Origin of the sequence: Vibrio neptunius (assembly GCF_000967495.1) — a bacterium.
Taxonomy (GTDB): Bacteria; Pseudomonadota; Gammaproteobacteria; order Enterobacterales; family Vibrionaceae; genus Vibrio; species Vibrio neptunius.
The window spans coordinates 22,326-46,073 of record NZ_JXXU01000040.1 but is presented as its reverse complement, the minus strand read 5'-3'; the positions used below and the strand labels follow the sequence as shown (position 1 = coordinate 46,073).

Here is a 23,748-nt window from a genome sequence, read left to right as displayed (position 1 = left end):
TTCCTCCCTCTTGAGGATGACCGTCATAAAAATAAAGAGTGGAGGCTCGATTAATGTAAAGCTAGTTATCTAGTTATCTAGTTATCTAGTTATCCAGCTCTCCAGCTCTCCGTAGGACGCAGTCCGTTCCAAAATCCCGCATCCATAGCAAAGCGTTCCCGCTCTTGCCTAAAGCATATCAACGGCTTTCTCGACAGCTGTGACCAGCCTGTCAACGTCTTCTTGTGTGTTGTAAATGGCGAAAGAGGCGCGCACAGTGCCTTTAACACCAAGTGCATCCATTAGAGGGTGAGCACAATGGTGACCCGCGCGGACGGCGATACCTTGTTGATCAAGTAACGTCGCGAGGTCTTGATGATGCACTCCATCAATGATAAACGATAGCAAAGAAGCATCTTGTTGATACCCCAATACCTTAACATCATCGATTTGAGATAGTCTTTGATAAGCGTTTTGAACCAGATTGCGAATGTGATTTTTTACGTCGGCTTGTTCAAAACACTGATACCAGTCGATCGCTGTAGCTAGGGCTATCACACCTGCTACATTGGGTGTGCCAGCCTCGAATTTTCCGGGTAATTCACTAAAAGTGGTCCCTGCAAATGACACCTTATCAACCATTTTCCCCCCTCCGTGCCAGGGTGGCATAGCATCAAGCAGCGACAGTTTGCCATATAAGACGCCAATGCCAGCAGGAGCGTAGAGTTTGTGTCCAGAGAAAACATAAAAATCCGCATCTAACGCCTTCACATCAATCGTTTCATGAACAATGCCTTGAGCACCATCGACAACGACTTTCGCTCCCACTTGATGAGCTTGAGCTATCACTGACTCAATGGGTAGGCGTGTTCCCGTCACATTGGTGATGTGAGCCAGCGCCACTAGTTTCGTTTTATCGGATAGCAAAGCGGAAAATGCCGCCATATTCCATTGGCAATTGTCGGTCATTGGTACTTTGACGACTTTTGCTCCTGTCTGCTCTGCAACGATTTGCCAAGGGACGATATTGGCATGGTGTTCCATTTCACTAACCAGAATTTCATCACCGCGCTGTAGTGTGTTTCGCGCATAGGTTTGTGCGATTAGGTTGAGCGCTTCTGTCGCTCCGCGTGTCCAGATGATTTCTTTGCTGTTCTGCGCGCCAATAAAGTCTGCGACGGTTTGACGAGCGGCTTCAAAGTGGCTGGTTGCTTGTGCGGTCAGGCTGTGACTGCCACGATGAACGTTGGCATTTTGAGAACGATAGTAGTGTGAAATGGCACTAATAACGCAATCAGGCTTCTGTGTAGTCGCTGCACTATCGAGATACACTAATTGTTCTCCATTAACATCTTGAGCCAATGCAGGGAATTGTAAACGGATAGCATGAACATCTAGCATGACTCAAGGCCACCCAGCTTGTGATATTGCAGTGTCGGAATTGTTACCATAGGCTCTGCAACCGTCCAAGCGTGTTCTTTACCTGAAAGGTTAATGATGATTTCCATAGCAAATTCTAATGCGGTGCCAGGACCTTGGCTGGTCAGTAAGTTGTGATTGATATCGTAGGTAACGCGTTTAACTCGCCAATTTTCTTTAGTGATATGAGACTCAAAGCTTGGATGACACGTCATTAGAGCGTCTGGGTAAAGCTTATGGTGAGCTAGCACCAAGGCTGGGGCTGCGCATATAGCTGCAACGAGCTTGCCTTCATACATCTGTTGGCGAACAATCTCGACTAATAAGGTACTGTCGCGAAAGGTTTCAGCTCCACCAACGCCACCAGACAAGATCACTGCATCGAATTCTTCATCGGCGATATCGACGAGTTTACAGTCAGCAGTGAGCGTGACGCCTCTAGAAGCTTTCATTGTCAGCCGACCAGAAAAATCAGCACTGGCCACAGTAACGTCGTAGCCAGCTCGTACCATCATGTCGATGATGGTGACCGCTTCCATTTCTTCCGTTCCCGGTGCAATCGGGACCAGTACTTTTTTATTCATTGTTGTTTCCAGCTTTGTTCGATGTGGTGGATCTGGTTGTATAGCGCTTGGTTTTCAGGGGCTTGAATATTGTGAATTTTAGCCTGCTTTAGTAAGTAACCAGTAATAAAATCAATTTCTGTTCTGCGTTGATAGTGAATATCTTGCCTCATAGAAGACATATTCTCTGCAGTGGCATTGATCACTTGGTGAACTGTGGATGCTAGTATGGACTTGTCGATAGGGATGGAACAAGCGTTCATGACACGAAAGACTTCTTCGATAACATTGGTTAGTTGTTCTTTAAATCGTTCAGAACCCAGCTCACCATTCTTGATTTGGAATATGGCTGTTAAGGGGTTGATCGCACAGTTAACGGCAAGCTTAAGCCATAATGCATGCTCTATATTGTCACACCAAATAACCTCTGGCAGTGCGTGCTGTAAGACTTCCCTGAGGAAGTCACATTGTTTGCCTGAATGGTTAATACCACCTATATGGGTGACGCCTAACCCAGTGTGTATTACTTGGTGTTTGGCCGATTGATAGGCGCCATGTGCAGTTGTCGCTAGGAGCAAAGGGTTGCGAGGAAAAGTGTTGCTGAGCCATTCTGCGGTTCCCATGCCATTGTGCATCAGGGAAATCATGGTTTCTGGAGTTATATGCGCTTTGAGCGGCTCAAGGGCGCGCTTAACTTGCCACGCTTTTACGGTGACTAGCAGTAAATCAGCCTGCCTAACGGAAGTGATATCTCGGTTATCACATTGAATCGGCGGTAATTCATCAAGCTGCAGACTCAGGTGACTGTCTGTTGAGTTAGACCACACGGCGACATTATGCCCCGCGATGGAGAGTTTAGTTGCCCATAGTGTCCCAATAGCGCCTGGGCCAAGAATAACGATATTCACGTTGATTTGCCGAACAGATAATTTCTCACAAGGATAATCACCGTTTAAGCGAAAGCAAACAAAAAATGGTACCCGAAGGTACCATTTGTAGGCAATGAAGCTTTTTTAGTCGCTTAGAACTTGTAAGTCACTGCCAAGTAGTTAGTGACCCCTGAAGAGCGGAATGCAGGAGTGTCTTCGATACCATACACATCTTGGTAGGCTTTTAGGCCATAACCAACAGCAAAGCGATCTGAGTGCCAGTAGATACCGTTAAACATTGCACCGCCAGTTTTTGACGTAGAGTACTCGCTCTTCATGCCAAATTGGTAATCAATGTAGCCTTGGTAAGAAATGAATGAGCCATTCTCAAAGAAATAGAAAGGTTTGAACCAGTTGGTTGAAATTTGAAAACCGTTCCAGTCTTTCTTATTCGAATCGTAAGTACCGTATAGGTTTAGGCCAATTTTGCCCAACCACGGAACGTTGACATCAGAACCAATACCGGCCTTCTGAGTATTTACACCTGAGTTACCGCCCCATTCCATCAATGTAGAAACGTACAGCTCTTGAACAGGGCCAAAAGAAAGGTCTTTACCAGTCAGTGCATCTAGAGACATACGCGGTGCAAACTTCATAAAGATCTTTTCAGCGTTTGCTTTATCACTGCCTGGATCTGACGTTAAGTTGAAAACGTCAACGTAGCCATACAGATCAAACAGACCAGAGCGACCACCAAATTCCATTTCTAGGTAATCGTGTGTTGAGTTACCTGGTTTTTCGTTGAATGCGCCCATTAGGTTGAACTGCATCCATTTGTAGTCATTCTTGTGAATATCGCCGTCAGAGTAATCGGCCGCCATTGCTGGTGCAGACAGTGCTGCTACGACACCAAGAGCTAAAAGTGATTTACGCATAGTGGGACTCTCTATGTTTTTCAATATCAAAAATTGTTCATATAGCCGTTGTTGCACAATCTCTGTTGTGCTTTTTCTGGAGCGCATAATAACGATAAAAATCTCAATTAATAGTGATACGAAGTGCAAAAATACATAAAACTAGTGATGAAGATCTCACTAATGATCATTTTTCAACGATGTAACGGAACTATGATTTTTTTGCACAAAAAGTGATATGGATATCGTTTACGCAAGCGCTTGCGCTGATTTTTATGCTGATCAAGCAATCAACATATTTGGTGATTGATCTAACTCTCACTTTCCACGTAAGCAATTGTAAAGTGTTTGAGGGTGATAAATAGTGTCTGAAATTATGTTGTTTCCGCTGGGCTCGATTCTTCTTCCCGAAGGAAGGATGAAGCTTCGTATATTCGAGCCCAGATACAAAAGATTGATAAAAGAGGCAAGCCAGTCGGACGGAACTTTCGGCATTTGTCTGATAGAGCATGACGAGGTGCCAGCGATGTCTCGTTTATCGTCTTTTGGTGCGCTCGCGAAAATCGTCGACTTTGAATTACTTGATGATGGATTGTTGGGCGTCACAGTTGTTGGGATCAGATGCTTCGAAATCAAAAGAATCAGAACCGAGTTTGACGGGTTACGCAGAGCACGCGTTGAGTGGCGCTCAAGCTGGGAGTTTTCTCAGCTATCCAACGAGCACAAATATTTGAGTGAACAATTACGAACAGTTTACAGTCAGTTCCCTCAACTTGGAGAACTGTATGACCAACGTTTCTTCGACGATGCAAGCTGGGTGAGTCAGCGTTGGCTTGAGATACTGCCCATTCCCCAGAAACAATTTGACTTTCTTGTGCAGCAAAAAGATTGCAACGAAGCGATAGAATTTCTCACCCGCTCCATTGAAAGCTAAACTTACAAAGTGATCCATTCATTTTTTCTTACGTAATACTTCAAAAGCGCTGGAAAGGACCAAAAATATGGCTGCTAAGGACACAGACTCTTTTGCTAAACAAGACTGGCTGCTCTGTATGGGAAAAGTGAAAGAAAAAGATAAAGCTTCCTATGCATTGGTGTTCAAGCATTTTGCTCCACGGTTGAAGCAGTTCACATACAAGCATATGGGCAACGAACAAGTGGCCCTTGAGCTAGTGCAAGAAACGATGACCACGGTTTGGCAGAAAAGCCACTTGTTCGATGGAACGAAAAGCTCGCTGTCGACCTGGATTTATACGATCGCGCGAAACCTGTGCTACGACACACTTCGCAAACAACGTGGTAAAGATCTGCACATTCATTCTGAGGACATTTGGCCCAATGATTATTGTCCACCAGATATGGTTGAGCATTATGCGCCCGAACATGAGATGCTAAAAGAGCAGGTCGTAAAGTTTTTAGATGTCCTCCCTGAGGCACAAAAGAAGGTTGTTCAGGCCGTCTACTTAGAGGAATTGCCACATCAGCAGGTTGCAGATATGTACGATATTCCAGTCGGCACAGTGAAATCAAGGCTTAGGCTAGCAGTAGAGAAGCTTCGACATTCAATAGAGGTAGAGAGACTATGAGCTATCATCCAAACCAGCATATGTTAAAGGCTTACGTTGAAGGCAGTCTGGATGCTGTCGATGGGTTTACTGTCGCCACTCATCTTGAGAGCTGCCCTAGTTGTAAAAAACAAGTGTTAGAGCTTGAGAATCTTTGTGGCGAAGCGCTAATGGAAACTGATGTTTTCGACGACAGCGAATTCGACAGTATGCTGAACGTTATTCTAAGCACAGACCCAGTTCCACAAGCGGTTCGGCCTACCAGAAAGCCATCCAGCATTGAAGTTAACGGCAAAACCTTTCAGTTACCACTGTCTCTTACACGTTTCAGGGATAAGGTGGGGGAATGGAAAAACTACGGTGGCAAGGTATTTAGCGCACCAGTCGACATGGGTAACAGTGTACGAGTGAACTTAATGTACATCGCGGAAGATGTGAAGATTCCACAGCACACTCATAGAGGTATGGAATCGACGCTGATATTGCATGGTGGCTTTAGCGACGAAGATGGCCATTACGAAGCGGGTGATTACCTCGTTAAAGATGCTTCGATAAAACACAGTCCCTATACCCAAAAAGGAGAGGACTGCTTGTGTATTACCGTACTCACAGAACCTATGATATTTACTCAAGGTGTTGCCCGCATATTTAACATGTTCGGCAAAGGTATGTATCCATAATAGACTCAAAAGCAAAAGGCTTGGCGAATTGCCAAGCCTTTTTTCTATTTGAAGGGCTACTTTTTAAGTTGTGGTCAATCTCGCTCTTTGGCTTTGTTCAATAGGTCAGCGAAGTAGTGACGAAGTGAATAGAGCATAAGTAAGCTCGGGATGACCATCACCGATGTAATGACAAAAAACATTGACCAATCATCAAGAAAGTCAACCAACTCACCGCTGAATGACGCTAATGTGGTCCGTCCAAAGTTACCCAACGATGCCAGTAATGCATATTGCGTTGCAGAGAAAGCTTGGCCTGTGAGAACGGTTAAGAAAGACACGAAGGCGACGGTGGAAAATGCTGTTGTAAAGTTATCAACAATAATGGTCGCTAAGAATAAATCTTCATCCGGTCCCACAGAGGCAATCCAAGAAAACATTAAGTTACTACCAGCCATAGCGATGCCGCCGATCATTAAACCTCTTACGATGCCAAAACGAACGTTAAACATGCTGCCAACCAAAGTGAAGACTATGGTGGCTCCCCAGCCAATCAACTTAGAGTAATGGCCGATTTGTTCATTACTAAAGCCGACGTCTTTATAGAAAGCGATGGACATCCTGCCTAAGAAAGCTTCACCAATTTTAAACAGGAAGACGAATAGAAGTAGAGTTATTGCTACTTTGACGCCATTACGTTTAAAGAAATCTAGGAAAGGCTCAACTACGGTAACGCTTAACCAAGAGAGCGTTTGAGAACCTACAATTTGGTTATGACGCGCTTCGGCTTGTTTTTGGAGTGCTTCACGATTGGTCTTTGGTTCGCCGACTAGCAGAGTAAACAACATCAAAATACCGACAATACCTGCCATACCATAGTAGACACCGTTCCAGCCGATTGAATCTGCATTGATGAAAGCAACGTAACCCGGCAGTGAATAGCCAGTCCACCAACCAATCACTGCCATCGCTGAGGCTTGTGGTAGCTTGGATGAATCTGATTTAGGGAAAGTATCGATGCGGAAAGCATCGATGGCAATATCCTGAGTTGCCGATGCTATCGCGATGCCTAAGGCAAGCATTGAGGTTAAGGCTAAGTTTTGCGATGGGTCCACGCCAGCAATAAATAAAGTACCGACAAGGACTAGTGACTGACAGAAGAAAATCCAGCTTCGGCGTTGGCCAAGCACAGCATGCAAAACGGGTAGCTTGACCCGGTCGACGAGTGGAGCCCACAAAAAGTTAATCGCGTAAACAGCAAAAACGCTGCCAAAGTAGCCTATCGCTGTGCGTGTCAAGCCAGCATCTTTTAACCAACCCGACATGTTTGAGCCAATCAACACCCATGGGAAGCCGCTTGAACAGCCTAACATAAACACCCACAATAGGCGCTTATCATAATAACTATAAATGGTTTCCAACCAAGACATTGGAGAGGGTTTGGTAGACATGACGTCTTCCTTGTTAATTGAATAGTGCTTGCCAATTTATGGAAAGAAGGTGGATTTGAAAAGGCTCCAACTTAGTAAGCTGGAGCCTTATTAGATTATGGAAGCAAAGTCACTTTTGTCACCACAATAGGAGTGGCAGGTACGTCGCGGTATCTGCCGACCGTCTTGGTGCGTTTTTTAGACATCTGCTGTACTACGTCGAACCCCTGAGTCACTTTACCAAATACAGCATAACCAGGTGGACGTTGGTCGTAGTCGAGAAAGCTGTTATCGACATAGTTGATAAAGAACTGACGCGTTGCCGAATTAGGGTTGTTAGTCCTTGCCATGGCAACGGTTGCTGTTTCGTTCTTTAATCCATTTGAGGCTTCATTTTCTATCGGTGCGTAAGTTGGCTTTTGTTTCATGTCTTGATCAAAACCACCTCCCTGAGCCATAAAGCCCGGAATCACGCGATGGAACTGAGTGCCTACATAGCTGCCATCTTTTACATATTTGAGGAAATTCTCTACCGTTAGCGGAGCTTTTTCCTGATTTAACTCAATCGTAAAAGCACCTAGTGTAGTTTCGAACTCAACTTTCGGACCAGCAAAAACAAGGTTGCTGACTAGAGCCAAAGAGGCAATAGCAACTTTCCACATTAGAAGCGCTCCTGCATATAGTTTTTCAATTCACGATCGCTTGAAATTTCTTTCAGTACTAGATTAGTGACATCATTGAGTACAATTTCGATCTCTTCATTTGAAGCACTCAGAGCACCTGTGCGTTTTGCTGTGCCTGAGTATGTTTTGACTAGTTTGCCTTGAGGCGTTTCAGCCGTCACTTCGACGACTACCTTGCCATCCATTTCATTTTCCATTATGGAGTGCTTGACAGATACTAGCGCCTCTTGTACTTCCACTTTGACTGAGTTTTCACTGTTAACCGTGCTGCGGAATCCTTGAGACTTGAATTGCTCCAACAAGGCATTCTCAATGGCGATACGTACATTCTGCTTAGAATGAATGGGCTCAATGTTTGAACGGCCACTATCAATCAGAGCAACATACTGCGCTGAACGAACGTCTTTACTTGTCAGAGTGAAACTTGCGTTTTGTACGATGTCATTGTTGCTCAGAACTGGCTGAGGCATAAAGTTTAGCTGTTCGTGTTGCGGTGCAGAACAAGCAGTAAGTAGGGCCATTGACGCGGCTAGAACCAGTTTTCTCATTGTAATTTCCTTTGATCGTCACTCTAAACGTATTAGAGACATGATAGTGAACTATTTAGTTGCTTGTAAAATAACAAATTTCTTATTTGAAGCGACAAGTTTTACGTTCGTTTTTCCAAATAGCTTAGATAACTTCACATCGTAGCCGAGGTGGCGGTTACCGATAACTAATAATTGCCCACCTTTGCTGAGAACATGCTTTGCATCACAGAACATCTGCCATGCGATATGATCGGTAATCGCTTGTTGCTGATGAAAAGGAGGATTGCAAACGACAAAATCTGCACTTTCCGCTGCGAATCCGTCTAGACAGTTGTTGGTCACACAGTCTATTTTACGCTCTTTCCCAAGTCTATTAATTAGGTTCCTTCTGGCTGACTCTGTCGCCATAAAACTTTCATCGACACAAGTGAGTTGTATGTCTGTGTTCAATAGTCCAAGTTTTACGGATAAAACACCATTGCCGCAGCCGAGATCGAGCACTTTTCTGTCGGCGAGATGTTTAGGGAGGTGATCAAGCATAAATCGTGCTCCTTGATCCAGCTTTTCACCTGAATAGACATTAGGTAGGTTGTCGAGCGCAAAGTCGTGCTCATCGATACTCCAGCGGGTGGTAGGCTCTACTGAAATCTTCGTCGTGGTATCTGCTTGTGAGAAAACCAGACGATGCTTTTTCCATGCTAGAGAGGTGGTTGTTGTCCCCAGATACTTTTCAAATAGATTTAATGTAGAAGTATGAATTTCTTTTGCTTTGTTCACTGCAATCACAGGTACTGGAGCATCAAACTTTTGTCTAAGCTGGCTAAGTTGCCATACCAAATGGCGGTTGTTTCGCGGGATTTGCATCAAAACGTATTCCACGCCTTGCGGAATATCATCCATGGTATGAAGCAAGGTGACATCACGGCAGTGATTTCGTTTAAGGTTGGATCGGGTTCCTTGATGAGCGATGAAGGAATCGCTCATCATAGTGACTTGATTTTTCTCCGACAACCAGCAGCTCAGCGCACCAAAATTGTCGTTTAGAATCAGAATGTGTTTGCCAGCGAGACCAAGTTCTTCTACATGATTAATCAGGTATTCATCGCCGGCATCCCAAGCCTGAAGAGTTTCATTATTGCGTTGAGGGAATCGATGCAAAGTTAAGGTGCGCTCATGGAGCACAAGTTCAGTTTTCATATTTGGAACGCTTAGGCAAATTGATTGCGTAAATTGTCGCAGAAGGTCGTGCGTGTGGAAACTAAAACCTTTTGCTTTGCGTATAAGAAGACTATTATTTGCTCTTTGATACTGTTCATATTTAGATGGTGACACACAATGCTACAAGAAGTGATTGAAACTAAACTGCAAGAGCATTTCGAGCCTGAGTTTCTTCACGTGCTCAACGAAAGTTATATGCACAATGTTCCGGCGGGTTCGGAAAGTCATTTTAAAGTGGTAGTGGTCAGTGAGAAATTTGAAGGTCAACGTCTGATTGGGCGCCATCGCCAAGTGAATCAGGTGCTAGCCGATGAACTCGCTAATCATATTCATGCCTTGTCGATGCACACGTACACGCCTATGGAGTGGAAAGAGCAAAACCAACTGGCTCCAGATAGTCCAATGTGTATGGGTGGGTCCAAATAATAGAATCTGAAGAGGTAGCTTATGCTGCCTCTTTTGTTTTCTGCTATGTCAGTCTACGTTAACAATGTAGAAACAAATAAACAGCTGAATTAGTTTTAATCAGAAATGTTTCACAATGTGAATGGTTAAAGGCATTGTTGATAATGTGGTTATTGGTGTTTGTGCGATGGTTCAAACTTATGACCAATACTTAACCTTTTAAACTCAATTCCTTTGAAATATCTATCTGATTACCCTTATTGGTCATGGCATAGACTTCTAAAAAGATGATAGACTATCGCACCTGATAAATCTCGACTAAATTTGTAGCGAGGTTTTTAATAGGATGTTGCGATTTTGGTGTTTTAAATTGCGCCAAAACCGGACACTAGTGTCGTGTCTAAAAGTTACGCAATCAAAGAATCTTTTTCCCGATAAAAGTAGTGCAAGTGCGTATGATTACAATAAAGAAGGGTTTGGACCTTCCTATCGCAGGAACTCCTACCCAGGTGATTAATGATGGTAAAACCATCAAGAAAGTCGCCTTGCTTGGCGAAGAGTACGTTGGCATGCGTCCTACTATGCATGTTCGCGTAGGCGATGAAGTGAAAAAAGCCCAAGTTCTTTTTGAAGACAAAAAGAACTCTGGTGTGAAATTTACTTCACCAGCAAGCGGTAAAGTGATCGAGATTAACCGTGGCGCCAAACGTGTCCTTCAATCTGTAGTGATTGAAGTGGCAGGTGAGGAGCAGGTAACGTTCGATAAGTTTGAAGCCAGCCAACTAGCAAGTCTTGACCGCATCGCGGTTAAAACTCAGCTTGTTGATTCAGGTCTTTGGACGGCTTTACGTACTCGTCCGTTTAGCAAGGTTCCAGCAATCGAATCTTCTACACAGGCTATTTTTGTAACTGCTATGGATACTAATCCGTTAGCAGCTCAGCCTGAGTTGGTTATCAATGAACAGCAAGATGCGTTTGTTGCTGGTTTGGATGTGCTTTCAACTCTGACAGACGGTAAGGTTTACGTTTGTAAATCTGGCACCAGTCTACCTCGTTCTTCTCAGTCAAATGTTGAAGAGCATGTTTTTGATGGCCCTCACCCAGCTGGTCTAGCTGGCACCCACATGCATTTCCTATACCCAGTAAATGCAGAAAGCGTGGCTTGGAGCATCAATTACCAAGACGTTATTGCGTTCGGTAAGTTGTTCCTAACTGGTGAACTTTACACGGATCGTGTTGTATCTCTGGCTGGTCCAGTAGTAAACAACCCTCGCTTAGTTCGTACAACTCAAGGTGCAAACCTAGAGGATTTGACTGATAGCGAGTTAATGCCTGGTGAAGTTCGTGTGATTTCTGGTTCAGTACTGACAGGTACTCATGCAACTGGTGCTCACGCTTACTTAGGTCGTTACCATGTACAGGTTTCTGTATTACGCGAAGGTCGTGACAAAGAACTGTTTGGCTGGGCTATGCCTGGTAAGAATAAGTTCTCAGTAACCCGTGCTTTCCTTGGTCATATCTTCAAAGGTCAGTTGTTCAATATGACAACAACCACGAATGGTAGTGATCGTTCAATGGTGCCAATTGGTAACTATGAACGTGTATTGCCATTGGATATGGAACCAACTTTGCTACTTCGTGATCTATGTGCAGGCGACGTTGACAGTGCTCAGGCACTTGGTGCGCTAGAATTGGATGAAGAAGACCTAGCATTGTGTACCTTTGTATGTCCTGGCAAATACGAGTACGGTGCGTTACTTCGTGAATGCCTAGATAAGATCGAGAAGGAAGGGTAATTTTCATGGCTCTTAAAAAGTTTCTTGAAGACATCGAGCATCATTTTGAGCCTGGCGGTAAACATGAAAAATGGTTTGCCCTGTACGAAGCTGTAGCAACAGTTTTCTACACGCCAGGTCTTATCACAAAGAAAAGCTCGCACGTTCGTGATAGCGTTGACTTAAAACGTATCATGATCATGGTTTGGTTTGCGGTATTCCCAGCAATGTTCTGGGGTATGTACAACGCAGGTGGCCAAGCAATTGCAGCACTTAACCATATGTACGCTGGCGAGCAGCTAGCAGCCGTTATCGCAGGTAACTGGCATTACTGGCTAACCGAAATGCTTGGCGGCACTATTGCTGCTGATGCAGGGGTTGGGTCTAAGATGCTACTGGGTGCGACTTACTTCCTACCGATTTACGCCACAGTGTTTATTGTTGGTGGTTTCTGGGAAGTGTTGTTCTGTATGGTGCGTAAGCACGAAGTTAATGAAGGCTTCTTTGTTACTTCCATCTTGTTTGCGCTAATTGTTCCGCCAACTTTGCCTCTATGGCAAGCGGCTCTGGGTATCACATTCGGTGTTGTGGTAGCAAAAGAGATCTTTGGTGGTACAGGTCGTAACTTCCTAAACCCTGCACTGGCTGGCCGTGCTTTCCTATTCTTCGCTTACCCAGCGCAAATCTCGGGTGACGTAGTCTGGACTGCTGCTGACGGTTTCTCGGGCGCCACTGCGCTTAGTCAATGGGCTCAAGGTGGGAACGGTGCTCTTGTAAACACAGTAACCGGTGCTCCTATCTCTTGGATGGACGCGTTTATCGGTAACATCCCAGGTTCAATTGGTGAAGTATCAACGCTGGCGCTAATGATCGGTGCAGCAATGATCGTTTACATGCGAATCGCTTCGTGGAGAATCATCGCGGGCGTAATGATCGGTATGATTGCAACTGCAACGCTGTTCAATGTTATCGGTTCTGATACCAACCCTATGTTCAACATGCCATGGCATTGGCACCTAGTTCTAGGTGGTTTTGCATTCGGTATGTTCTTTATGGCGACTGACCCTGTATCCGCTTCATTTACCAATGGTGGTAAATGGTGGTATGGCGCCCTAATCGGCGTGATGTGTATTCTCATTCGTGTTGTTAACCCAGCTTACCCAGAGGGTATGATGCTGGCGATTCTATTCGCGAACCTGTTTGCACCTCTGTTCGACCATGTAGTTATCGAGAAGAACATCAAGCGGAGACAAGCACGCTATGGCAAGTAATAACGACAGCATTAAAAAGACGCTGGGTGTTGTTATCGGGTTGAGCCTTGTTTGTTCAATCATCGTATCAACAGCCGCTGTTGGTCTGCGCGATCAGCAAAAATCTAACGCTGTACTAGATAAGCAAACTAAGATTATCGAAGTTGCTGGTATTGATACAGCGGGTAAAAAAGTACCTGAGCTATTCGCTGAGTACATCGAACCTCGTTTGGTTGACTTCAACACTGGAAACTTTGTTGCAGAAGCAGCCGATGGTTCTACCGCTGAGAATTATGATCAGCGTAAAGCTGCAAAAGATCCTTCAGAGTCAGTTAAACTTACTGGTGGAGAAGACAAGGCGAAAATCATCCGCCGTGCTAACACGGGTGTTGTATACCTAGTGAAAGACGGCAATGACGTGTCTAAAGTTATTCTGCCAGTTCATGGTACTGGTCTATGGTCTATGATGTACGCATTTGTTGCTGTTGAAACTGACGGTAATACGGTGTCTGGTATCACTTACTACGAACAGGGTGAAACCCCTGGACTCGGTGGTGAAGTTGAAAACCCATCATGGCGTGCTCAGTGGGTCGGTAAGAAACTTTTTGACGACAACCACAAGCCAGCAATCAAGATTGTTAAAGGTGGCGCTCCAGAAGGTTCAGAGCATGGTATCGACGGCCTTTCAGGTGCAACACTAACTGGTAACGGTGTTCAAGGTACATTCGACTTCTGGTTAGGCGATATGGGCTTTGGTCCGTTCCTAGCAAAAGTTCGTGACGGAGGTCTGAACTAATGTCTAGCGCACAAAACATTAAAAAGAGCATTATGGCGCCGGTGTTGGATAACAACCCAATCGCGCTACAGGTTCTTGGTGTATGTTCTGCTCTTGCAGTAACAACTAAACTAGAGACGGCGTTTGTAATGACACTAGCGGTTACGTTTGTAACTGCGTTGTCAAACTTCTCTGTATCTCTAATCCGTAACCACATTCCTAACAGTGTGCGTATTATCGTTCAAATGGCGATCATCGCGTCACTTGTTATCGTGGTAGACCAAGTGCTGAAAGCATACCTATACGATATCTCTAAACAGCTATCGGTATTCGTAGGTCTGATCATCACGAACTGTATCGTTATGGGTCGTGCTGAAGCATTCGCTATGAAGTCTGCACCTGTGCCATCTCTCATCGATGGTATTGGTAACGGTCTTGGCTACGGTTTCGTTCTTATCACTGTTGGTTTCTTCCGCGAGCTATTTGGCTCAGGCAAACTATTTGGCATGGAAGTGCTACCTCTAGTGAGCAATGGTGGTTGGTATCAGCCAAACGGTCTGATGCTTCTAGCCCCATCAGCATTCTTCCTCATCGGCTTCATGATCTGGGTGATCCGTATTCTGAAACCAGAACAAGTAGAAGCGAAGGAGTAAGGGCGTCATGGAACATTACATTAGTCTATTAGTTAAATCGATTTTCATCGAAAACATGGCTCTGTCTTTCTTCTTAGGTATGTGTACATTCCTTGCAGTATCTAAGAAAGTTAAGACTTCTTTTGGCCTTGGTGTGGCTGTTGTTGTGGTACTGACTATCGCAGTTCCTGTTAACAACCTAGTTTACAACCTTGTACTGAAAGAAAACGCTTTAGTGGAAGGTGTGGATCTTAGCTTCCTAAACTTCATCACCTTTATCGGTGTAATTGCAGCACTTGTACAGATTCTAGAGATGGTTCTTGACCGTTTCTTCCCACCTTTGTACAACGCGCTAGGCATCTTCCTACCGCTGATCACAGTAAACTGTGCGATCTTCGGTGGTGTATCTTTCATGGTACAACGTGACTACAACTTTGCTGAATCAGTTGTTTATGGCTTCGGTTCAGGTGTGGGTTGGATGCTAGCTATCGTTGCTCTTGCAGGTATCCGTGAGAAGATGAAGTACTCTGACGTGCCCCCTGGTCTTCGTGGTCTTGGTATCACTTTTATCAGTGTAGGTCTTATGGCGTTAGGCTTTATGTCTTTCTCTGGTGTTCAACTGTAAGTCGGGTAAACCGCAACAATTAAGGAATAGTCAATGGACATTATTCTTGGTGTAGTGATGTTTACTCTGATCGTACTTGCTTTAGTACTAGTGATTCTTTTCGCTAAGTCTAAGCTTGTACCAACAGGTGACATTACAATTTCTGTAAACGATGACCCTTCATTGGCGATCGTTACACAGCCAGGCAGTAAGCTTCTGGGTGCTCTAGCTGGTGCTGGTGTATTCGTATCTTCTGCTTGTGGTGGCGGTGGCTCATGTGGTCAGTGTCGCGTAAAAGTTAAATCAGGTGGTGGCGATATCCTACCTACCGAGCTTGACCATATTACTAAAGGTGAAGCGCGTGAAGGTGAGCGTTTAGCGTGTCAGGTTGCAATGAAAACTGACATGGATATCGAACTCCCTGAAGAAATCTTCGGTGTTAAGAAGTGGGAATGTTCCGTTATTTCTAACGATAACAAAGCAACATTCATCAAAGAACTTAAGCTACAAATCCCTGATGGCGAATCAGTACCTTTCCGTGCTGGTGGTTACATCCAGATTGAAGCACCAGTTCACCACGTGAAATATGCTGATTACGATATCCCTGAGGAATACCGTGAAGACTGGGACAAGTTCAACCTGTTCCGTTACGAGTCTAAGGTAAACGAAGAGACTATCCGTGCTTACTCAATGGCGAACTATCCGGAAGAAGAAGGTATCATTATGCTGAACGTCCGTATCGCTACACCGCCGCCAAACAACCCAGACGTACCACCAGGCATCATGTCTTCGTACATCTGGTCTCTGAAAGAAGGCGATAAGTGTACGATTTCTGGTCCATTTGGTGAATTCTTCGCGAAAGACACTGACAACGAAATGGTATTCGTTGGTGGTGGTGCAGGTATGGCGCCGATGCGTTCACATATCTTTGACCAGCTTAAACGTCTGAATTCTTCACGTAAGATGTCATTCTGGTACGGTGCTCGTTCTAAGCGCGAAATGTTCTACGTAGAAGATTTCGACGGCCTACAAGCAGAAAACGACAACTTCGTATGGCACTGTGCTCTATCTGATCCAATGCCTGAAGATAACTGGGATGGCTACACTGGCTTCATCCACAACGTACTGTACGAAAACTACCTGAAGGACCACGAAGCGCCTGAAGATTGTGAGTACTACATGTGTGGTCCACCAATGATGAACGCAGCTGTTATCGGCATGCTAAAAGATCTTGGTGTTGAGGATGAAAACATCCTACTCGATGACTTTGGTGGCTAACCACTAAGTAATTGAAATATATGGCTGACTCGTAAGGGTCAGCCTTTGTTTTTCCTGCTACTAATTTTTAAATGGCCATAGTCGATGTGCTCTGAAACAGAGTCATGTGCTATTTCTGTTTCTCTTATAAGGAGTCTAACAAGTGAAAAAGTGGCTTGTTGCATTTGCTTCTCTATTGGTTCTTGCTGGCTGTGAAAAGCCCGTAGAACAGATTCATTTAAGTGGTCCGACAATGGGCACTACTTACAATATAAAGTACATAGAGTCTGAGGGTATCCCATCACCTGAAGTCCTACAAAAAGAAGTTGACCGCTTGCTGGAAGAAGTGAATGACCAGATGTCGACTTACCGCAAAGATTCCGAATTGAGCCGCTTCAACCAAAGCCAGACATCAACGCCATTCGAAGTGTCACCGCAGACTGCCACTGTTGTGAAAGAAGCGATTCGTTTAAACGGTCTTACTCTGGGAGCACTTGATGTGACTGTTGGCCCATTGGTCAACTTATGGGGCTTTGGGCCTGAAGCGCGTCCTGAAGTTGTGCCTACGGACGAAGAGCTGGCAGCACGTAAAAACCACACTGGTATTCAACATTTGACTGTGGAAGGTAATCTGCTGACTAAGGATATCCCAAACTTGTATGTTGATCTTTCAACCATTGCCAAAGGTTGGGGGGTAGACGTGGTTGCAGACTATATTCAATCACAAGGCATCCAAAATTACATGGTAGAAGTCGGTGGTGAGATGCGCCTCAAAGGCATCAATCGTGAGGGCGTTAAATGGCGTATCGCAATTGAAAAACCATCTGCTGATGAACGTGCTGTGCAGGAGATTATCGAGCCGGGTGATATGGCAGTTGCCACTTCGGGTGATTATCGTATCTATTTTGAGCGTGATGGTGTACGTTACTCGCACATCATCAATCCTCAGACCGGAAAACCAATCCGTCATAAAGTGGTGTCAGTGACTGTGCTGGATAAATCGTCGATGACTGCTGATGGTCTGGCTACTGGATTGATGGTGCTTGGCGAAAAGCAGGGAATGAAGATAGCCAATGAGAATAATATCCCTGTGTTTATGATCGTTAAAACCAAAGATGGATTTAAAGAAATGGCATCGGAAGCGTATAAGCCATTTATGAATAAATAATACCGAGTGAGCATGTCATTATGAGTACATTTCTGATTACTTTCGGCATTTTTATTGCCGTTATCGCAGCCATGTCTGTCGGCTACATTTTCCAAAAGAAAGTGGTAAAAGGCAGTTGTGGTGGTCTTGGTGCTGTGGGCGTTGACAAGGTGTGTAATTGCCCTGAACCGTGTGATGCTCGTAAAAAGCGAGAAGCTCGCGAAGCTTTAAGAGCAGAAAAGCTTGCTGCTCGTGAAGAAAAACTGGCAGCGTGGGAAAAAGACCGTATTGCTTAATCGAACACAAAGCCCGGAGTTCAATCCGGGCTTTGTTTATTCTGTCGCGATAATTTGATTGCGGCCGTGTTCTTTGGCGACATAGAGACAATCGTCAGCTAATTTAATCTGCTGCTCCAAACTCCCTTCGACGCTACATACACCAATACTGATCGTCAATGTTATCTCTTGTCCGTTATGTTTGATTATCGAATTCTCTATTCTCTGGCGCATTTTCTCTAGGCGAGTGATAAATTCATCCAGTGTTGAGTAAGACTGCACGCAAAACTCCTCTCCTCCGAAGCGCACGACTACATCTTCTGGAAAATAAATATTGAGGATGTTGGCAATGGTCTTTAGTGCAGTATCCCCACCGTCATGACCAAAGGTATCATTCACAGACTTAAAATGGTCGATATCAAGCATCGCGATGTACCGAGCACTGCCTTCAGTACAGGATTGATTGAACAAAAAGCGTCGATTCCACAGTCCAGTTAAAGTGTCTTGGTTAGCGAGTTTATAAAGCTCATCAGTCGCTTCTTTCATGTCGAGTAACTGATTGACTCGGCAAAAAAATTCTTCCTGGTTAAAAGGTTTATGTAGGAAATCATTGGCTCCAGCTTTCAGGAACCTTGCTGTCAAAGTTCGATCCCCACTGCCTGACAAACCAAGAATCGCAATGCTGTTTTTGTCGTACATTTGCCTTATCTCCCGTGTCATAACAATTCCGTCTTTGCTCGGCATGTCATGATCAGTAATGACAAATGTAATATCTGGGGTGTCTGCGAGTTTGTGCAGTGCTTCAGAACCGTTTTGCGCTTGCGTTGTACGAATATATTGATGTTCGAGTAGTTGAGCAACGTGTTTACGCACTGTTGGGGAGTCGTCCACTACGAGTGCGTGATGCCTGACATTGTTCATTAGACGATTGGCTAGTGGCAGAAGATAGGAAACTGATGCCATGCTGTCTTTGAGAAGGTAATCCATAACACCCTTGGCGATAAAGCGCTCACGAATCTTATCGCTAAAAGTGGCGGTGAGTACGATAACCTTTTGTTTATTATCCAAAACAAGATCAATGACTTCACCGTCTTGAGCATCAGGCAAGCAGTAATCCAGCACGGCAAAATGGAAGTCACGATGCTCAGAGAGTGCTTTCTGAGTTTCTGCGTACGATTCACAACCTATGACATCACAGCCAATAGAGCTCAATTGTTGTGTCAAATATCTGCGATAAGCACGGCTGTCTTCGACCACCAACACTTTATGGTTCACCTGAGTCCTCCTTATCGCATCCTATAAATTAATAATAACTGCATATTTTGATACTTCTATTAGAAAGTCGGAAAAAAGTGTTGCTCTTCTTGCCACAGTTGGCGAGTAGGGAGAGAAAAGTTATACTGTTTTTATGTACAGTTTTAATGTGTAATGATGTCCGACGAAAAAGTAAGAAAGATCATTCATGTTGATATGGACTGCTTTTATGCGGCGGTTGAGATGCGTGATAATCCGAGCTATCGCGGACGGCCACTAGCCGTTGGCGGGCATGAGAAGCAACGTGGTGTTCTAAGTACATGTAACTATGAAGCGAGAAGGTTTGGTATTCGAAGCGCGATGCCCACAGGCCAAGCGTTGAAATTATGTCCTCACCTACTGGTCGTCCCTGGCCGTATGCAGGTGTACAAACAAGCCTCTCAGCATATTCGTGAGATTTTCTCCCGTTACACGACACTCATTGAGCCTCTATCCTTGGATGAAGCATTTTTGGACGTGACAGAGTGTCAACAGTGTTATGGCTCAGCGACATTGATTGCAGAAGCAATCCGGCGGGATATTTTTAGTGAACTGCAACTGACCGCATCGGCTGGTGTTGCTCCAGTAAAGTTTTTGGCAAAAGTTGCATCGGACATGAACAAGCCTAATGGGCAATATGTGATACCGCCTGACAAAGTGCAGCAAGTTGTCGATAAGCTACCGTTAGAAAAAATCCCTGGAGTGGGAAAGGTGAGTTTAGAAAAATTGCATCAGGCCGGTTTTTATCTCTGTGAGGATGTGAAAAACAGTGATTATCGTGAGCTGTTATTACGCTTTGGCCGATTAGGCGCCTCTCTGTGGAAAAAGAGTCATGGTATTGACCGGCGAGAGGTGGTCGTTGAGCGTGAACGGAAGTCCGTAGGTGTCGAGCGGACGTTCAGTGAAAATATCAGTACTTATGACGAGTGTTGGCAGGTTATTGAACATAAGCTCTTTCCTGAGCTGGAAACAAGATTGATCAAAGCTTCTCCTGAGAAAGCCATTATCAAGCAGGGCATCAAACTCAAGTTTGCCGATTTCCAGCTCACGACGATTGAACACATACACTCTGAACTTGAGCTGGATTACTTCAAAGATTTATTGCGTGACATTCTTAAACGCCAACAAGGGCGCGAGATTCGACTATTAGGCCTAAACGTGATGCTTAAGCCTGAAGAGCAGACCAAACAGCTGAGCTTTTTCTGACGCCAGCTAAATCGACTCAACTTCGCTCAGTACTCGCTGATATGGATGCTCACTGAGTTTGCCAAACCCTGTTAAGCTGCGTGCTTTGACTTTTGTAAACCAAGGGGTCGCAATGCCGCACAGGAACTTCGTTTTGAGGTTGTTGGATAGTGGTGAGGCGGATTTTCCTTGCAGAGGAGCCAGCCAATCAGCAATCTGTTGGCGTTCTAGTTGTGGGTGTGTCGTATTAGGCCAAGCATGCTGTTCTCCACGACATACGCTGCAATGACCACACGCCTCTGGAGCTTGGCTGTCTGAAAAATAGTTTGCCAGTGCCTTACTCAAACAGTGTTTGGATTTAAACAGTGCTAAAAGATTGTGAATACGTTTGACGTCACTGAGTTCTTTACTTCTAAACAGTTGCCAAAGCTGCTTACTGAGAGCCTCGATAGACTGTTGAGGTGGGCTTATCCGATACACTTCGGTCATTAACTTACTTTCCAGCTCAATCCATCCATTTTGATGGAAATAATCCAGTGCGGCGACGGCACGCGAGCGTTCGCCTTTATAGCTTTGCCACAGAGCATCAAAATCAACCTGACACCACAGCCTAGCTTGTGGTGAACAGTGAAACAGTGCTTCGCTAAATTGGCGTCTCTCGCCATCAAAATGGTCAATAATACCTTGCTTAGGCCTGATGAATTTGAAACGATAGTCAGCGAAGTAACTGTATTGGGCTGTGATGACCTTAGCCATTTCCATGTATACGAGTAATGTTTTTAGGGGTAGTTGGCGAATATTGCTGTTTGAAGAAAGACGAGAGATAACTACTTCCCAGTTTCGCTCTGACGTAACAGCCTGCTGAATGACATTATGGATTTCATCGTATTCAGGCGTATCTCCGTAGACAAAATTTTCTAACGTACACACACCGTCCTCGTTGGCGAGCAAAATACATTGTGAAGTTTGTCCGTCTCGACCTGCACGGCCAATTTCTTGCGCATAGTTTTCAATTGATTTAGGTAAATCAAAATGAATCACGCGACGGATATCTGATTTATCTACTCCCATCCCAAAAGCAATGGTAGCGGCAATGCAATCTGTTTGACCAGACATAAAATCCTGTTGAATTCGTTCTCTGGTTTCACTATCTAGCCCCGCGTGATAGGCCTTTGCTTTGACACCTTGTTCAGTGAGTAGCTTGGCTATAAATTCGGCACTGTTCTGCTGGGTCACGTACACAATGGTCGGTAACTTTGGATCTTGGTTGATGACGGACAACAAGGCGTCCTTTTTTTGTGCTTGCGAACAGGGCACGACTGAAATGTCTAGATTAGGTCGATAAAAACCAGTGACCGTAATGTCATGCGGCGCTATGTTGAATTTCTTACTCATGTCATCTAGTACCGCTTGCGTTGCCGTCGCGGTTAAAAGGAGAACTTGAGGAATAGCGAGTTCTTGTTGAAACTGAGGAAGCTTTAGGTAGTCAGGGCGAAAATTGTGTCCCCATTCTGAGATACAGTGTGCTTCATCGACAACCAATTGCGAGATACTAAGCTGAGATAAAAAGTGACGAAAACGCTCGTTTTTCAATCGTTCGACAGAAACCATTAGGATCTTGACATCGCGATTACGTACTTGCGCCATGATCCGTTGGGCTTCTTCCTTGCTTTGGCTGGAGTTGAGAGACGCTGCTGCGATCCCTTTGCTATGCAAGAACTCGAGCTGATCTTTCATTAAGGCTAGTAGAGGAGAAATGACTAAGGTCAGATGTGGTAAACACATAGCAGATAACTGATAACAAAGAGACTTTCCTGAACCCGTTGGGAAAATCGCTGCGCAGGATTTGCCGTCCAAAACCTTATCTATGACTTGATATTGCCCGTCTCTAAGTTGTTCAAAGCCAAAAGCGGTACGCAATGTAGCGTGAATTTGATCTTGGTTGCCGGATGTTTGCATTTGCCTATTACCAGTATGACGAAAGTGCCTGACATAGTATTCTAGAGGTATTAAGAGGGGAGGAACATGATTTTAGTATGAACAAATTGGAGCTATTGCAAACTATTCTATCTTCCATGCAACAATCCCTTGAGGTTGCTCACCGTGCGACTCAACGCGCAATCGAGTCTGCTACTGATGAAGAAACTGTTCCAGAACATAAGTATGATACCTTGGCGCTTGAGGCATCCTACCTTGCCCATGGACAGGCAATGCGTGTACAGGACGGCGAGCGAAATCTGAGTGTCATGGGTCAACTTAAACTACCACAACAATCAGAGCGAATCACTCTTGGTAGTCTGGTTTGTTTGATTGATCTGGAAGATAAATGTCGATGGTTTTTTGTTGCCCCTTGTGCGGGTGGTTTGAAAGTTCAGCACAAGCAACAGGAAGTCATGTTGGTCACGTTCGATTCACCACTCGGCTTTGCGATGAAGGGTAAGGTCATGGGGGATGAAATAGAGTATCAGGTCGCGACAACTACCTTTAACTATGAGGTCGATACAATAATTTGACACAAGTGCTTTGGGTTTTTGTTAGGGTAGCGAAGAGTCAATATGGTGAGATTAAAATGAAACGAATTCTAATGACCATCCCGTTGCTTGTGGTGAGTCAAGCGTACGCAGCTCAGTGTCAGGTCGATTTGAAAAATGGTATCCGCCTCAATGGTGAGACGTTAGAGATCCATCAAGTCAGCGGTGACAGTGCGATCGTGAATGCCGATAACACTTTGACGATTCATGGTGAAGTCATCCCTTTAGATGCGTCACAGCAGCAAGCAGTTGCTGACTATCGCAGCAATTTAAATGATTACTTGCCACGAGCAAAGCAGATTGCTCGAAATGGTTTGGCTTTGGCGAATGATATCATCGATGATGTTGGCCAAAGCTTCGATGCACCGGAAGCTTTTGATAGTGTGAAAGCCTCCATGCAGAAGTTCTACGCTGATATTGAAGCCCGTTATTATCAGAATGGCGATTTGGTTTTACCAGCCGACAGCTTTGGCTCACTGCGTGAAACGTGGGCGGAAGATTTTGAAAGTGCGAAGAAGCTGTTCAATGAAGAGTTCATCACCAGCGCATTCAATGCGATGTCGGAAAAAATGAAAGCGGAAGGCGGTCTGAACCTGACAGAAATGACAAACACTATGAGTGAGCTAAAAGAGCGAATTGCAAAAAGACTTGAAGAGCACTCCGTTGGCGTGGAGAAACAGAGTCAGGAATTTTGTGACTCACTTGACAACATGGTAGAGCAAGAGCAGGAATTGCATAAAAAAATTCCACAGCTAAAAGATTATCAGATTTTCACTATTTAATTCCCGAT

25 protein-coding genes are annotated in these 23,748 nt (G+C 44.7%); 15 read left to right on the top strand and 10 right to left on the bottom strand.

Going from position 1 to position 23,748, the window contains the following annotated elements; translation table 11 throughout:
* Positions 1 to 168: 168 nt before the first annotated feature.
* The 4 genes from csdA to TW84_RS13320 form a co-directional block, all read right to left on the bottom strand.
* Positions 169 to 1,380 (bottom strand): cysteine desulfurase CsdA, encoded by a 1,212-nt coding sequence (csdA, locus tag TW84_RS13335; protein ID WP_045976130.1) that lies wholly within the window; start codon positions 1,378 to 1,380, stop codon positions 169 to 171.
* Positions 1,374 to 1,982, bottom strand: coding sequence for a DJ-1 family glyoxalase III (locus TW84_RS13330; protein ID WP_045976129.1), 609 nt, complete (start codon positions 1,980 to 1,982; stop codon positions 1,374 to 1,376). Before TW84_RS13330 ends, csdA begins: the two co-directional genes overlap by 7 nt.
* Positions 1,979 to 2,869: a 2-dehydropantoate 2-reductase gene (panE, locus tag TW84_RS13325; RefSeq protein ID WP_045976128.1), complete on the bottom strand. Its 891-nt coding sequence runs from the start codon at positions 2,867 to 2,869 to the stop codon at positions 1,979 to 1,981. The genes TW84_RS13330 and panE overlap by 4 nt, the downstream gene beginning before the upstream one ends.
* 113 nt (positions 2,870 to 2,982) lie before the next feature.
* Positions 2,983 to 3,765, bottom strand: coding sequence for a nucleoside-specific channel-forming Tsx family protein (locus tag TW84_RS13320; protein WP_045976127.1), 783 nt, complete (start codon positions 3,763 to 3,765; stop codon positions 2,983 to 2,985).
* A gap of 343 nt (positions 3,766 to 4,108) precedes the next feature.
* Between TW84_RS13320 and TW84_RS13315 the strand changes: the two genes are divergently transcribed.
* The 3 genes from TW84_RS13315 (at position 4,109) to TW84_RS13305 (ending at position 5,989) form a co-directional block, all read left to right on the top strand.
* Positions 4,109 to 4,678: an LON peptidase substrate-binding domain-containing protein gene (locus TW84_RS13315; RefSeq protein ID WP_084720233.1), complete on the top strand. Its 570-nt coding sequence runs from the start codon at positions 4,109 to 4,111 to the stop codon at positions 4,676 to 4,678.
* A 67-nt stretch (positions 4,679 to 4,745) separates the two neighbouring features.
* Entirely contained in the window at positions 4,746 to 5,330 is a 585-nt protein-coding gene (locus TW84_RS13310) for an RNA polymerase sigma factor (protein WP_045976126.1), read from the top strand.
* A complete protein-coding gene (locus TW84_RS13305) occupies positions 5,327 to 5,989 on the top strand; it encodes a ChrR family anti-sigma-E factor (RefSeq protein ID WP_045976125.1) in 663 nt (220 codons plus the stop codon). The genes TW84_RS13310 and TW84_RS13305 overlap by 4 nt, the downstream gene beginning before the upstream one ends.
* A gap of 74 nt (positions 5,990 to 6,063) precedes the next feature.
* On the opposite strand, the gene TW84_RS13300 is transcribed toward TW84_RS13305, so the two are convergent.
* From TW84_RS13300 to TW84_RS13285, 4 genes are all read right to left on the bottom strand, one after another.
* Positions 6,064 to 7,419, bottom strand: coding sequence for an AmpG family muropeptide MFS transporter (locus TW84_RS13300; RefSeq protein ID WP_045976124.1), 1,356 nt, complete (start codon positions 7,417 to 7,419; stop codon positions 6,064 to 6,066).
* Positions 7,420 to 7,514: 95 nt separating this feature from the next.
* On the bottom strand, positions 7,515 to 8,060 hold the full coding sequence (locus TW84_RS13295; RefSeq protein WP_045976123.1) for a peptidylprolyl isomerase: 546 nt from the start codon (positions 8,058 to 8,060) through the stop codon (positions 7,515 to 7,517).
* On the bottom strand, positions 8,060 to 8,629 hold the full coding sequence (locus TW84_RS13290; protein ID WP_045976122.1) for a YajG family lipoprotein: 570 nt from the start codon (positions 8,627 to 8,629) through the stop codon (positions 8,060 to 8,062). The genes TW84_RS13295 and TW84_RS13290 overlap by 1 nt, the downstream gene beginning before the upstream one ends.
* Before the next feature lie 51 nt (positions 8,630 to 8,680).
* Positions 8,681 to 9,808: a methyltransferase gene (locus tag TW84_RS13285; protein WP_045976121.1), complete on the bottom strand. Its 1,128-nt coding sequence runs from the start codon at positions 9,806 to 9,808 to the stop codon at positions 8,681 to 8,683.
* A gap of 138 nt (positions 9,809 to 9,946) precedes the next feature.
* On the opposite strand from TW84_RS13285, the gene bolA reads away from it, so the two are divergent.
* The 9 genes from bolA to nqrM all read left to right on the top strand — a co-directional run bounded on the left by bolA (position 9,947) and on the right by nqrM (position 17,970).
* Entirely contained in the window at positions 9,947 to 10,255 is a 309-nt protein-coding gene (bolA, locus tag TW84_RS13280; protein WP_045976120.1) for a transcriptional regulator BolA, read from the top strand.
* Between the two features lie 434 nt (positions 10,256 to 10,689).
* Positions 10,690 to 12,030: a Na(+)-translocating NADH-quinone reductase subunit A gene (locus TW84_RS13275; RefSeq protein WP_045976119.1), complete on the top strand. Its 1,341-nt coding sequence runs from the start codon at positions 10,690 to 10,692 to the stop codon at positions 12,028 to 12,030.
* A gap of 5 nt (positions 12,031 to 12,035) precedes the next feature.
* Positions 12,036 to 13,280 carry an NADH:ubiquinone reductase (Na(+)-transporting) subunit B gene (locus TW84_RS13270; protein ID WP_045976118.1) on the top strand — a complete coding sequence of 415 codons (1,245 nt, stop codon included), beginning with the start codon at positions 12,036 to 12,038 and terminating at the stop codon, positions 13,278 to 13,280.
* Entirely contained in the window at positions 13,270 to 14,055 is a 786-nt protein-coding gene (locus TW84_RS13265; RefSeq protein WP_045976117.1) for a Na(+)-translocating NADH-quinone reductase subunit C, read from the top strand. Before TW84_RS13270 ends, TW84_RS13265 begins: the two co-directional genes overlap by 11 nt.
* A complete protein-coding gene (gene nqrD / locus TW84_RS13260) occupies positions 14,055 to 14,687 on the top strand; it encodes an NADH:ubiquinone reductase (Na(+)-transporting) subunit D (protein ID WP_045976116.1) in 633 nt (210 codons plus the stop codon). Before TW84_RS13265 ends, nqrD begins: the two co-directional genes overlap by 1 nt.
* Positions 14,688 to 14,694: 7 nt before the next feature.
* Entirely contained in the window at positions 14,695 to 15,291 is a 597-nt protein-coding gene (nqrE, locus tag TW84_RS13255; RefSeq protein WP_006957944.1) for an NADH:ubiquinone reductase (Na(+)-transporting) subunit E, read from the top strand.
* Positions 15,292 to 15,324: 33 nt separating this feature from the next.
* A complete protein-coding gene (nqrF, locus tag TW84_RS13250; protein ID WP_045976115.1) occupies positions 15,325 to 16,548 on the top strand; it encodes an NADH:ubiquinone reductase (Na(+)-transporting) subunit F in 1,224 nt (407 codons plus the stop codon).
* Positions 16,549 to 16,690: 142 nt separating this feature from the next.
* Positions 16,691 to 17,695, top strand: coding sequence for an FAD:protein FMN transferase (locus TW84_RS13245; RefSeq protein ID WP_045976114.1), 1,005 nt, complete (start codon positions 16,691 to 16,693; stop codon positions 17,693 to 17,695).
* A 20-nt stretch (positions 17,696 to 17,715) separates the two neighbouring features.
* Positions 17,716 to 17,970 (top strand): (Na+)-NQR maturation NqrM, encoded by a 255-nt coding sequence (gene nqrM, locus TW84_RS13240; RefSeq protein WP_006957941.1) that lies wholly within the window; start codon positions 17,716 to 17,718, stop codon positions 17,968 to 17,970.
* Positions 17,971 to 18,006: 36 nt separating this feature from the next.
* Here the strand turns inward: nqrM and TW84_RS13235 are convergent, their stop codons facing one another.
* Positions 18,007 to 19,224, bottom strand: a complete 1,218-nt coding sequence (locus TW84_RS13235) for a GGDEF domain-containing response regulator (protein ID WP_045976113.1) — start codon at positions 19,222 to 19,224, stop codon at positions 18,007 to 18,009.
* A 156-nt stretch (positions 19,225 to 19,380) separates the two neighbouring features.
* Between TW84_RS13235 and dinB the strand changes: the two genes are divergently transcribed.
* Positions 19,381 to 20,448 (top strand): DNA polymerase IV, encoded by a 1,068-nt coding sequence (gene dinB / locus TW84_RS13230; protein ID WP_045976112.1) that lies wholly within the window; start codon positions 19,381 to 19,383, stop codon positions 20,446 to 20,448.
* A gap of 6 nt (positions 20,449 to 20,454) precedes the next feature.
* Here the strand turns inward: dinB and TW84_RS13225 are convergent, their stop codons facing one another.
* Positions 20,455 to 22,386 carry a RecQ family ATP-dependent DNA helicase gene (locus tag TW84_RS13225; protein ID WP_045976111.1) on the bottom strand — a complete coding sequence of 644 codons (1,932 nt, stop codon included), beginning with the start codon at positions 22,384 to 22,386 and terminating at the stop codon, positions 20,455 to 20,457.
* 77 nt (positions 22,387 to 22,463) lie between these two features.
* On the opposite strand from TW84_RS13225, the gene TW84_RS13220 reads away from it, so the two are divergent.
* Both TW84_RS13220 and TW84_RS13215 read left to right on the top strand, forming a co-directional pair.
* Positions 22,464 to 22,940 (top strand): GreA/GreB family elongation factor, encoded by a 477-nt coding sequence (locus tag TW84_RS13220; protein WP_045976110.1) that lies wholly within the window; start codon positions 22,464 to 22,466, stop codon positions 22,938 to 22,940.
* A gap of 56 nt (positions 22,941 to 22,996) precedes the next feature.
* The gene (locus TW84_RS13215) at positions 22,997 to 23,740 is read left to right on the top strand and encodes a YggN family protein (protein WP_045976109.1); all 744 of its coding nucleotides are present in this window, start codon (positions 22,997 to 22,999) and stop codon (positions 23,738 to 23,740) included.
* The last annotated feature ends 8 nt before the right edge of the window (positions 23,741 to 23,748 follow it).